The following is a 12,444-nucleotide window of genomic DNA, read 5'->3' on the forward strand; positions in this document are numbered from 1 at the left end:
CCTATTGGAATCGGATTACAACATCATCCCGGCCATTGCTAATTTATGTGCTGACAAAAGCTTGTTTCCTGTTGCTTGAAGCTCCCCAATAACTTTACCGTCCTTGTCCTCCCCTCTCTCAATAAATTGAAATAATGGATTTAGCTGTACTTCGCCACCTTTCAACCCTATAATTTCGCTAATTTCTGTAACCCTGCGAGACTTGTCCCTCAGCCTATGTAAATGAATCATCACATCTATAGCTGAACATATTTGTTTGCGAATCACTTCTACAGGCAGAGGGGCGCCGCTCAGCACCATCGTTTCAAGCCTGCTCAGCATATCGCCAGTTGAATTCGCATGACCCGTGGATAGGCTGCCATCATGTCCCGTGTTCATTGCTTGCAGCATGTCCAGCGCCTCAGCCCCCCTCACTTCTCCGACAATAATTCGATTAGGTCTCATACGAAGGGAGGATCGAATTAAATCACGAATTGTAATCTCTCCTTTCCCCTCCGTATTCGCGTTACGTGTCTCCAGCCGGACAAGGTTCGGGACTGTGCGAATTTGCAGCTCAGCCGAATCCTCAATCGTAATGATTCTTTCATCTTCCGGAATATATTGCGATAGAGCATTCAGGAATGTAGTTTTACCCGAACCGGTACCTCCTCCTATAAAAAGGTTGTATTTAGCCTTTACCAGTTTTGTCAAAAACAAAGCAGTTTCATCCGTCAGTGCGCCTTTCTCAATCAAATCGTTCAAAGTGAGTGGAGATTCAGGAAACTTACGAATCGTCATGGCCGGACCCTCCAAGGCAACCGGCGAAAGTACAACATTAACACGAGAGCCATCCAACAGCCTTGCATCAACCATCGGGTTGGACTCATTTACTGCACGGTTCACTCGGGCAACTATTGCCTGAATGACATCCTCGAGCTTTTCTTTACTTTCAAACCTCACTTCCGTTAGCTCGACGCGGCCATTCTGCTCGATAAAAATTTGATCATGACGATTAATCATAATTTCCGTCACCTTCGCATTGTCCACTAGCGGTTGCAGTACATCCAATCCGCGGAACGAATTAAAGAGCCGCATAACTAACAGATGTTTTTGCCCTGCTGTTAAATATCCATCGAACGAATAGCCGAATACCTCCTGCTCGATCATCTCCATCAACAGCCCGTCTGTAACAGAAAAGGATACATCCAGTTTTTCTTTTATCGTTTGTTTCAACAGCATAACGGTTTCATCCGACCACATTCGATTGTCCTCCCTGTTGTCGAGCTGCAAGCCATGAAAGAGCAGCCAAGCTTTCGCTAAATACGCCACGCGCTTGCAGTACATCCATCGTGCCAATCGCTTTCCATTCTGGAATATAAGGAAGATAGCCTAAAACCGGAAACTCAAGTGCTGCAACCTCATTCTTCATTGAACCACTATACTTGTTGACTACTAATCTCAGCTTTTGACTAACTTCTTTTGCAGACAATACCTCCTTTTCAGCTAACTGCCGTATCTGAAGCATCGTTTTTTCCAAGTGAATGCGATCATCAATAACAAGCCAAAGAACTGAATCACTTAGTTTAAGCGAGGCTAAAGTTCTGGGATAAAGCGATGAATCGAGATCAAGCAAAATACAATCATACCCTCCTGTTGCAAGCACAGCCTTTATAATGGATTCCGTATCCAATTCGGTCATTTCAGACATCTCGGCAGAATCCGATATACCAGGAAAAAAATCAAATCCCATTGCTTGATGCTTTCGCTTATAACGCTCTACCTTCGCCGACTGCACACGAGGATCCGTTTTCCCATAATAAAGCATCCTGGAGAAGCAATTCTCACTCTCTGCGCCTGCCTCCTTAAGCCATGATGGGGAAGGCAATTGTTCAAAATTTAAGTAAAAGACCCTCTTTCCCTTAAAAGTAAGTTCTCTCGCCAGATGTACCGCTGCTAATGTTTTACCGCTGCCTCCCACAGCAGAATATACAGCAATAACCTCGGAGCTTCGGTTCCCCTTAAGCATCCTACTCGTAGTAAATTCGTTGAAATGTGAAACAATATGAGACAACAGCTGATTTAACGGTTGATATTTGCAAAGCACCGGATACTCTACAATATCCGCCTGGACCCGTGTATTACTTAATAGGATTAGGCACCCATGCTGTTGACGAAACACAAGCTCCGGGAGCGGCATAAAGCTTTCGTTAACAAGCAATATATATAGCTCCTGAGTACGTCCAATATAAGAAAATCCTTGCTCCTTCGTTGTAAACACACTCATTGTAAAAGTTTCTGCATAATCTGAAGTCCGGATGTACGAAGAAATCATATCGATAAAATAACTATCCTGCTCCAGTAAAACGAGCTTCATCTTAGACATATCCTCCCGGCCCCTCCCCCTTTATCTGACAGCATTCTCACGAGCCCTAAGCTCCCGCACTATACCTTAAAAGCGGTGGTCATGCTTTCGTTGATGCTCACATCATCCCCTTTAATTGCAAAAGTCCACTGCCTATCAGAACTGCCGATAGTATCGCCAGCACGACCGCAGCTTTAACTTGGTTTGTAATAACCTATCGCCTCCTCAAATAGGAACGCAAAAAAAGCACTCACTGAACAAGAAATACTCTTGATCAGCGGTGCTTCCGCCTGCGGTTCTATTAATATTACTTAGAATTATAGCACATTATAAGGAATTATCAACTATTTTGGAATATTATGTTTGATTATGCCTCTGCAAATATTAATGTATATTGGGTGCCTTTACCGACTTCGCTTTTAATATCTATTTTTCCATTCATTTTTTTAATAATACCAAACGATACCATAGTACCGAGACCTGTTCCTTTTTCTTTTGTTGAATAATAAGGGGTTCCGAGTCTTTTGATTTGTTCAGACGTCATTCCCACCCCCGTATCGGTTATGATAATTGCAACATTATGGTTGATTTTAACGGCCTTTATTTCTAAAACACCCTTACTGTCCATGGCCTCAATTGCATTTTTGCCAATATTAATTAACGCTTGTCGAAATTTATACCGGTCTCCAACAATATAGAGCGCATCATTTTCTGATAAAATTTCTTTTATCTCTATATGATTGTAATTTGCATAAGTTAGGAGAACATTTGACATATAGCTAATTTCGTCCTTTATACTCATCTTCTCAATAATTTCAGGATCCGGTTTAGCAAGAGAAAGATAATCTGTAATAATTAATTGTGCACGATCTAATTCCTCCAAGCAAATTCTCTGGTAAAGGAGCTTCTTTTCCTCTCCTAAATTTTGTGCTCCAAACAATTGGATAAACCCTCTCACCGTTGTAAGCGGATTACGAATCTCATGAGCTACAGATGCAGCCATATCGCTAACGATTTTCATTTTTTCACTTTTTACAACTTCTTCTTGCATGTGAAAGTATTTATTCAAAAATTCTATTAAATATACGCATATGCCGATAATGAGCCCCTGCAACAAATAGGTCTCTATAGTTGTTATCACACTATTGAAAAAAAATTGAATCCTATGAGTAAGAAGATAATAAATTAGATTCGTTATCAATTTAAAAAATGTACATAAAATGACTGCCGCTGCAATTTTTTGATATAACTTGAGATTAACGAATTTTTTATAGGAGACTGCAAGCATTGTAAAACTGGGTACTGACGCTACACTATACAGCAGATTGACTGGACTTCCCAATAGGTGCCGATATGTGATAAGGGTTACAAACAATAAAATAGAGACCTCAAGGCCTCCATATAGTGCACCAAGCACAATAGGGATGGAGCGGAAATCATATACCATTCCATTTATATTGAGCGGGAAAGACATCGTTATTACTAAGGCAACGGAAAACAAGATGTACAATAAAAATTTGTATAACGGCACTCTGCTTTTGGTTCTATATATATACGGGTAAAAGACTAATGGAGAAAAGATAAAAAATATATTGACGATAAAATCTTTGAAATAACTTAACATAGATGACTTGCCTCCGGCTTAAGCTATTTTTTTGTTTTCCATTTCCAAAATGCGTCAATTGTACATTCGACAATCTTGGCTGCTTTCCTTCTGTGAACAGATGTATATTTGAAAATAAACAAAACAAAAACAGCCCGTTCCTCTAAGAGGAATGAGCTGTTTGGATAGCCAATATCATAAACGTTTATGATTGGTTCATTTCCTTCAAATACCCAATTGCTTTGCGATACGCTACCGGATGCATATATCTTTGAGCAAGCTCTGACTTAGCCGATTGAAAAAACATGCGCACCAGCGAGCTGCTTGTCAGCATATCAGGCGTATAAGGTGATAAGTATATCGTATCCGCGGAAGTCGTATTTCGAATATACTGCTCCATCTGGAGTTCGTAATCCAAATCCGTTGCATTTCGAATCCCCCGAATGACTACATCAATCTGATGAGCATTTATATAATTAGCAACAATACCTTCAAACGGGACAATATTTACCTGATTTAAAAACTCACTGTCTACAGACGACTTCACTAATTCCGTTCTTTGCTCCAATGAAAAATAATGTTTTTTCGAACGATTATTAGCGATAATAATATGCACATTTTCAAACAGCTTTAAGGCACGTTCAATAACGGATAAATGCCCTAATGTAATAGGGTCGAAGCTTCCCGCATAAACGGCTTTCATTTGAATTCTCCCCTTCTCCGATGTAATCGGTTAATGGTTTATTCAGCTTCCTGCTGCTCAACTATACATCTGTGTTAGTTACGACAATCTCCCATAATTGCTTAGGCAGCCTATAACGAGTCATGACGGCCTCCTGTTTATAAACGACACGCCATTTTTCAAACAAATGATCAACTTGATCCTCATTAAAAAATCGCTTCCGGCGCCCCTCATGCTCGTAATAATTAAGTTCGATCTCAATTCCCTGACCCGCTCCAAAATCCACATCATGGACGGAATTCAGCCTGCACAGCAGGTTCCCGCCAGGCTGCAGCACACGCTGCAGCTCCGCAAGGATGGACCCAGTATCAGACCAGGAAAAATAATGCAAGCTTAGATCGGCGATAACGGTCATAGCACTATTCGATTCAAATGGAAGCTTTTCCAACAGATTTACCTGCATGGTTACCGCATTAGGCACATACTGCTGAACCCTCTGCAGCGCTTCCTCTGACAAATCGCATGAAATGACGCGAAATCCCCTCTCGCTTAAATATAGAGTGTCACAGCCAACGCCACAGCCCAGATCAATAACAGGAATATTGCGTGTCAGCTCCAATAGAGACGTATGCTTGTCCAGCCAGTTATCATAAACGGGCTTGCCATTATCCATTTCAGCAAATACTTGGTTCCAATAATTTTGTTCTTTCTGCATAAAGTCCTCCCTCAACCGTCATCAGGATTTGATAAAAAACAAGGTCAGTTCCTCCCGATTATGAAACAACTGCTTCGCTTTCTGCAAATTCAGCTCAGGCTCAATATCCTCCAGCAGCTCACGAACGGTTTGAAACGGCTTTTTATGCATTAGCTTGACCGTAATGATTGCAGTTCCTCCACTTTGAAGTGCGTGAAGCAGCCCTTTTACGAGTCTGCCCATTTGGCGTGGGCTCCAGCTCATATCGCATACGAGCAGATCAAAAGAATCTGGCTGAAGTAACACATCACTTGCATTTTTCTTATGAAATGTCAGATTCGGATGTTTAAGAAGACTTGCATCGAGCTTGGCCGGATCAATCGCAGTGACCTTAACTCCTCTTTCCAGCAATAAGGACGTCCATCCACCCGGCGCCGCGCCAATATCAATTGCCGATCGATACTGTGTGAAATCAAGACCAAACGCTACTTCTGATTCCAGCAGCTTGAACTTGGCCCGAGATACTTGACCATCCTCCTTACGGAAACGAATAGCCCCACCCGACCAATCGGATAAATTGTCTGTTGGCTTGGAAATTCCGGCATACGCTCTCTCCGGTGTCAAATAGACCGACAAGATAAGCTCCGCATCCTTGGCAACCGGCACAATTGCATAAGCATCCATCAAAACACTGTCCAAAGCCTTTTTACATTCGCCTGTTGACAATTGCGATGTCTGCTCCGTCTTACGAATTTGAATCGCGAGTTTGGTCCCCTCAGCCAGTTGAAAGCTGTCGCTAATCCAAGTCTGAAGCGACGTTATGGAGCCATCCCAGTCCAGCTCAGTATCCACAGGCTGCATATGACGAAGAAACATAGGCTCCTGCTCCAGCACCTTGCTTATCGCATCCAATTTTCCAAGAGGCAAGGAATATAGAAATATTTCGGCAGGCACCACATGACTAAATTTAGCCTCGTTGCCAAACAAACGCCGAATTTCTTCCTGTGCCTGCTGTCCGAAGCCATGGTTCGCTGTTCCAATAAAAACGCTGCTTTTTACCGTATCTACTATCATTACAGCACCTTAATCCAAGGCCGTCCCTGGAACCATTCCAACGATACCGGAACCTGAAACGCCTTGAGTAAATTATCTTCTGTCAATACATCCTCTTTGTGGCCCGAGGCGATAAGCTTTCCATCATCTATAAGCGCCACATGAGTAAACATCGGCATTATTTCTTCGATATGATGGGTTACATATAAAACTGTAATGTTTTGTTGCCCCAGTCGGTTCACCGTCTCCAGCAGCCTTTCCCGCTCGAATAAATCAAGGCCTGAGCAGGGCTCGTCCATAATAAGAATCGAGGGATTAGTCATAAGCGATCGAGCCAGCATGATTTTCTTGCGTTCACCTTGAGATAATGAACCTAGTGCTTGATCAGCTAGATGCGGCAGTCTTACCTCTTCCAGCATACGCAATGCCTTTTGTCGAACCTCATCAGGAATTTCCTCGTAAAACCGCAAAAATGCATACTCACCGGTAGCAACAACCTCCCAAACGGGATCCGCCGGATTTAACTTCTCATATAAGGATTGACTGATGTAGCCAATTTTTTTACGCACTTCTCTTACGTCACATTGACCGTATGTATGCTCTAACACTTGTACTTGACCGCGACTTGGAAATTGATACCCGTTAATCAGTTCCAAAATGGTCGTTTTGCCGGAACCGTTTTTGCCGAGAATAACCCAGTGCTCACCCAAGTTGGCCTGAATTTCAATATCGGATAAAATCGCCCGCTCCTCGCGGACAAAATGAATATTTTTCAATGATAAAACTTGCATGTGCAGGATCACAACCTATTCTTGTACAGTATTGGAAATCTTTTGTAGTGTATCATAAAGCATGGGCCCATTAATTAGCTGTACACCTTCAGGTTTGTTCTGGTACAACAGCTGATACATAGCTTTTTTGCCGCTTAGACTTGAGGTATGCAGGTAGATTTCTTCCGGATATCGTCCCGCAGCAACTATATAATGTACGACATTCAAACCATCAGGCTGCCCCCAACCCAAATCAAAATCGAGGGAAAGAATACCAACCTCACATTCCTGAAGCAAAAGAATGCACTCTTCGGCGCTGTGGGCAGCTACAAATCCTTTGGGACAAGGTCTCATATCGTCCAGATAAACATGAATGATGGAAATCACCTCTTTTCAAAAGAAAGCTCTATTAAGCCGTATTCTCACATAAATTATGAAGTCTGGAACTATGTAACCGGAATTAAACTAACTTCATTGAACGTCCTTGATGCGCGACAACTCAAGAATAAATTCAATCTCAGAAGCATGTGATCCATTTGCAGGAGTCGGAGTCTCTAGTACAAGTGGAAGAGCACGTAAGGATGGTGATTGCAAAAACTCACGGAACCGCAGCTCACCTATATATCCCTTGCCTATATTCTCATGCCGGTCCTTCCCCATACCTCCGGGATACAACGAATCGTTAATATGAATGGCTTTTAAATGATCAAAATACCCAAGTGAAGAGGCTTTAGCAGCCAGCTCTCCCCATCCATTCGGGTGTGATGGCCATAAACCGCTAGCATAAGCATGGCATGTATCGAAGCAAAAACCGATATGCTCACGGCAATCCGACAAATTCCGAATTTGCATAAGCTCCTCCAAAGAGGTGCCCATCCTCGTGCCTTCTCCAGCTTGATTCTCAATAAGCAGCTTGGCTTGGCCCTGCCAGTCTGAAAGCACTTCATGTAAACATTGTATAATATTTTTATAGCCTTGTAACGTATCCCCGCCTTTATATTTGCCAAAGTGCACCACAACGCCTACGGAACCACAAGCCTCGGCAATCTCCAGATCGTTGCGCAATGACATAACGGTTGCATGACGAAGTTCGGAATCCTCAGAGGCCAGGTTGGTCGGATAGGGTGAATGTGCGATCGAAAGAACGCCCTGCTCACGGCACAGCGAGAAGCAAGCTTCGGCATCTTTGGCATTCCAGCGCTTAATGATCAAGCTTCGCGGGTTTTTGGAGAAGTATTGAAATGCTCCCGCTTGCAGCTTAATCGCAGTTTTGGCTGCTTCTTCATAACCTTTGCGTATGCTAATATGACAGCCTATTTTCATCGTTTCTTCCCACCTCCCAATGCTCTTTCAGACACAATTCAATCACTAGCTCTGACAGTTCAAACAGCAAAAGGACTTCTTGGACGACACATCCTGCCGGACCAAAGGACGCCCGCAGCGCACACAGGGCTCTCCTTCCCGGTCGTATACTTTGCATTGGCTATCATACCCGCCCGTCAGATGATCACCGGAGAACAGCGGCATTTCCATATAACCACCCTGGTGTGCAGCGGTCTGGAGCACGTGTAGCATAGAAAGAAATAGACGTTCCAGCTCCTCTTGGTGAAGCTGCTGGCAGCGACGTGACGGAAGCAATCCCGCTTCAAAACATATTTCATCGGAATAACAATTGCCAATTCCAGAAATAACACTTTGGTCAACTAATGTTGACTTTAAGGTTCCCCGATTCCTTTGCAGTAATAGGGCGAAATCATTGAAGGAGAACTCTGGCTCCAAAGGTTCAGGTCCGAGCTTTAGCAGCAGCCTCTCGACATCCAATACATCGTATAAATGCAAATACCCCAACCTCAATCCAATAAAAAATAAATGACGGTTTCCCCAGCTTATGGTTATTTGTACAGTCCGTTCCGGCCTATCATCGCCGCTTCCGTAATACATCATTCCACCAAGCATAAGATGAAGCACAAGCACCTTAGTCGTGTTAAGATGGAACAAAAGATGCTTAGCCCTGCGTTCAATCGTGTAAATGGAGGCACCTATCAGCTGCTGCTGAAAAAACTCCACTGAAGTATTAATTGATTTTTCTCTACCGACTTCAACTGCTGATATCGGTATGCCGGTAATTCTCGGGTTCAGCAGAAGCCTGTAATTTTCCATTTCCGGTAGCTCTGGCATACATATCTCGGCTCCTTATCATAATGAATAAGAGACTCTTATGTGTACCAATTAACCTAACTTCGTGAATTGGTAACACTTGTCTTTCTATATGTAACCAATTTTTGGCTGCTTTATCCCAGTATGCGTTGAAATAGATCGTTCCACAAACAACTCCAGCCATATCCGCGTACGTTCTTTCACAAAAAATCCTCTGCACCAATACAGGCGTCAGAGGATTTTCATTTTACAATATGCAGCTTTATTTTTCTAAATGACGACGGAAAAAGCGAATGATTCTCGAATTCATTGCGATGTGGTTTTCCATTTTCTCTGTCTGATGCCCTTCGTCCTCGAAAATGACCAGCTCGGCTTCTTGACCTCTAGCCTGCATATCCGCGAACAACTGCTCGGCCTCCGTAACCGGAACCCGTGTATCATTGCGTCCGTGAAAGATGAGCAGCGGTACCTTGATCTTATGCGAATGATTGAATGGCGCGATTTCCTCAAAAAAGTCAGAATCGTCAGCGAGCGTACCGTACTCCGATTCGCGCAGCTTTCTGCGCCATTCGCCTGTATTTTGCAGAAAGGTACGGAAATGGGTTATCCCTACGATATCCACTCCCGCTGCCCATAAATCAGGATAATGCGTGAGCGCAGCGAGTACCATGAATCCCCCGTAGCTCCGTCCCATGATGCCAATGTTGGCTGTATCGATTTCCTCGAAGCGGCCAAGATCCTTCACCATCTCTGCCAAATCCGCGACTGTGTCCATCCTTTTCCGTCTGTTATCGAGATTCAAATAGTTTTTGCCGTAGCCCATACTGCCGCGAACATTCGGTGCAATAACGTTAAACCCTTTTCCAACCAAATATTGGATGACCGGTTGAAACTCGAAGCGAATTTGCGATTCCGGCCCGCCATGTACGTAAACGACTGTTGGTGACTTTTGGGCCGTCAGCGCTGCTCCTTCCGATTTGGATTGCCCCATTGTATACCTCGATGAATCGGGTCTGTAATAAAAATACGGAACTTCAACACCGTCAAAGGATTTGAATGTGCAAAGCTCAGGTTCACGCAGTAAATGCGCGATACTCTCCGCCGCACCGAAATGAGTAAGCTGCTGGAACGATGTGTCGTTTGTCCGATAGGACCAGACATCTCCTGGCTGTATTGGACTCTTGAGGGCAAAAACGAGCTGCTCCTCGTTTAACCAGGACAAAGATTGTATAACGCCCTTCGGCTGCCCTTTAGTTGCTTCTGAGCTTCCACTTTCCAAATTATACATATATAAAACCGACATGCCGCCTTCATTTACTGTATACGCAATTCGGCTTCTATCGGGTGACAGCTTGGCCTCCTCAATATCCCACTCGGGAATATGGCAGAGCAAATCCGCTCCTGTTCGATCCGCGGAAAAACAATACAGCGCCATCGTGTTTTCAGCGGCATTCGTGATAAAGTAACCTGTACCATCCTCACAGAGCTGTACGGAAGTATAAACCCCCGCTCCCTCCAAACCAATTCGACGGGTGCCTCCATCTTGAAGATCAAGTACGTACAAATGCTGCGAGATACTCGTCTCGTCAGTAACGAACAATAGTCCAGAGCCATCTGGCAGCCAGCTGAGAGGAACACACTTGCTCTCGTGCCGGTAGACGACCTCCAACTGTTTCGTCTCCACATCCAGCACATAAAGATCAAATAAACCGGGACCTCTCCGGTTGCTGGAGAAGGTGATTTTTTTTCCGCATGGAGACCAGCTGCCCAGATGGTGGAAATGCTCCGGGGAGAAGACAAGCTCCTGCACATTCAGCGTCTCGTTGTCCAACATATACAGCTGCTGCTTCTCATTTCCTTTGTGATCCATGCCTATAACTGTTCTGAAGCCGCAGGAAGAATGCTTGACGGCCATCACCCGATCCGGCAGCTGTACGACCTGCTTACAGCTCGACTCAGCTGCATCCCAACTCCAAAGCTGGGGTAATCCCGTTTTTTTCGTTATAAATGTAACCCGGTTTCGATGAGGCACTACCTGCGGCTGGTAAGCCAATATTACGTTTAAATAAGCTTGGAGCGTGCTGTTGTCTTCTGTATGTTCATTGTTTTCCATCGTTTTTGAACTCCTTACCGAATGTTATTAGGCGTAAGCCCCGATACCCCATTATAGCGGGAAGTGGCAGGCAGCTGCATGGCCACTCGCTTGTTCCTGCAAAATGGGTGCTATGTTGCGGCACAATTCTTGTACATAAGGGCAGCGTGTATGAAAGCTGCAGCCTTTGGGCGGATTCGCAGGGCTCGGCAAGTCACCCTGCAAAATGATACGTTCTTTCCGTTGTGTCGGATCAGGGACTGGAACAGCTGAAAGCAGTGCTTGTGTATAAGGATGTCTCGGATGAGAGAATAAAGATTCGCGATCAGCCAATTCGACAATTTTGCCCAAATACATAACTGCAATACGGTCACTGATATGTTTGACCGCCGGCAAGCCATGAGCGATAAAAATATAGGTCAGTTGCAATTCCTTTTGCAGCTTTTTGAGCAAATTCAAAATTTGTGATTGTATGGATACGTCCAATGCTGATACCGCTTCATCGCAAACGATCAGACTCGGATTAAGCGCAAGCGCTCTGGCTATTCCAATCCGCTGTTTCTGTCCGCCGCTGAATTCGTGGGGATGGCGCGAAAGATGATGTGTATCGAGACCGACCAGCCGCAATAGCTCTATAACCTTTTCTTTTAATGCTGCACCCTTATAAAGACCGTGTACCACCAAAGGCTCAGACACGATATCTTCCACGCTCATCCGCGGGTTAAGTGAGGAATACGGATCCTGGAAAATGATTTGCATATTGCGGCGAGCTTTGCGCAGCTCCTCTTTGGATAGGACGGTCATCTGTTTTCCCTCAAACCATACTTCCCCTTCCGTTGGCTCTATGAGCTGCAGAATGAGCTGTCCAGCTGTAGACTTACCGCATCCGGACTCGCCTACAATTCCAAGCGTCTCTCCGCGGTATACTGACAAATCAATACCGTCAACGGCGCGTACGGAACCTTTTTGTGTGCTGAATAAGCCTTGTTTAAACGGAAAATGTTTTTTTAACCCTTTAACCTCCAATAACGGCAGGGGCGTTTGATTCATGC

12 protein-coding genes are annotated in these 12,444 nt (G+C 44.3%); all 12 read right to left on the reverse strand.

Annotated elements, in window-relative coordinates; all coding sequences use genetic code 11:
• Nucleotides 1-15: 15 nt before the first annotated feature.
• The gene (locus NV381_RS11670; RefSeq protein WP_258213457.1) at nucleotides 16-1,239 is read right to left on the reverse strand and encodes a CpaF family protein; all 1,224 of its coding nucleotides are present in this window, start codon (nucleotides 1,237-1,239) and stop codon (nucleotides 16-18) included.
• Nucleotides 1,226-2,362 carry an AAA family ATPase gene (locus NV381_RS11675; protein WP_258213458.1) on the reverse strand — a complete coding sequence of 379 codons (1,137 nt, stop codon included), beginning with the start codon at nucleotides 2,360-2,362 and terminating at the stop codon, nucleotides 1,226-1,228. The genes NV381_RS11670 and NV381_RS11675 overlap by 14 nt, the downstream gene beginning before the upstream one ends.
• A 346-nt stretch (nucleotides 2,363-2,708) precedes the next feature.
• On the reverse strand, nucleotides 2,709-3,965 hold the full coding sequence (locus NV381_RS11680) for an ATP-binding protein (RefSeq protein WP_258213459.1): 1,257 nt from the start codon (nucleotides 3,963-3,965) through the stop codon (nucleotides 2,709-2,711).
• Nucleotides 3,966-4,149: 184 nt separating this feature from the next.
• Nucleotides 4,150-4,647: a pantetheine-phosphate adenylyltransferase gene (coaD, locus tag NV381_RS11685; protein ID WP_258213460.1), complete on the reverse strand. Its 498-nt coding sequence runs from the start codon at nucleotides 4,645-4,647 to the stop codon at nucleotides 4,150-4,152.
• Between the two features lie 61 nt (nucleotides 4,648-4,708).
• A complete protein-coding gene (locus NV381_RS11690) occupies nucleotides 4,709-5,341 on the reverse strand; it encodes a class I SAM-dependent methyltransferase (RefSeq protein WP_258213461.1) in 633 nt (210 codons plus the stop codon).
• A gap of 21 nt (nucleotides 5,342-5,362) precedes the next feature.
• A complete protein-coding gene (locus NV381_RS11695) occupies nucleotides 5,363-6,394 on the reverse strand; it encodes an SAM-dependent methyltransferase (RefSeq protein WP_258213462.1) in 1,032 nt (343 codons plus the stop codon).
• Nucleotides 6,394-7,164 (reverse strand): ABC transporter ATP-binding protein, encoded by a 771-nt coding sequence (locus NV381_RS11700; protein WP_258213463.1) that lies wholly within the window; start codon nucleotides 7,162-7,164, stop codon nucleotides 6,394-6,396. Before NV381_RS11700 ends, NV381_RS11695 begins: the two co-directional genes overlap by 1 nt.
• A 15-nt stretch (nucleotides 7,165-7,179) precedes the next feature.
• Nucleotides 7,180-7,530, reverse strand: coding sequence for a cyclic-phosphate processing receiver domain-containing protein (locus tag NV381_RS11705; RefSeq protein ID WP_379374675.1), 351 nt, complete (start codon nucleotides 7,528-7,530; stop codon nucleotides 7,180-7,182).
• Between the two features lie 84 nt (nucleotides 7,531-7,614).
• Nucleotides 7,615-8,466, reverse strand: coding sequence for a deoxyribonuclease IV (locus NV381_RS11710; protein ID WP_258213464.1), 852 nt, complete (start codon nucleotides 8,464-8,466; stop codon nucleotides 7,615-7,617).
• A 45-nt stretch (nucleotides 8,467-8,511) separates the two neighbouring features.
• Nucleotides 8,512-9,321 carry an Fpg/Nei family DNA glycosylase gene (locus NV381_RS11715; protein ID WP_258213465.1) on the reverse strand — a complete coding sequence of 270 codons (810 nt, stop codon included), beginning with the start codon at nucleotides 9,319-9,321 and terminating at the stop codon, nucleotides 8,512-8,514.
• A gap of 241 nt (nucleotides 9,322-9,562) precedes the next feature.
• On the reverse strand, nucleotides 9,563-11,413 hold the full coding sequence (locus NV381_RS11720) for a S9 family peptidase (protein ID WP_258213466.1): 1,851 nt from the start codon (nucleotides 11,411-11,413) through the stop codon (nucleotides 9,563-9,565).
• Nucleotides 11,414-11,464: 51 nt separating this feature from the next.
• On the reverse strand, nucleotides 11,465-12,442 hold the full coding sequence (locus tag NV381_RS11725) for an ABC transporter ATP-binding protein (RefSeq protein WP_258213467.1): 978 nt from the start codon (nucleotides 12,440-12,442) through the stop codon (nucleotides 11,465-11,467).
• Between the last annotated feature and the right edge of the window lie 2 nt (nucleotides 12,443-12,444).

It is taken from the genome of Paenibacillus radicis (ex Xue et al. 2023) (genome assembly GCF_024722015.1).
GTDB lineage: Bacteria > Bacillota > Bacilli > Paenibacillales > NBRC-103111 > Paenibacillus_S.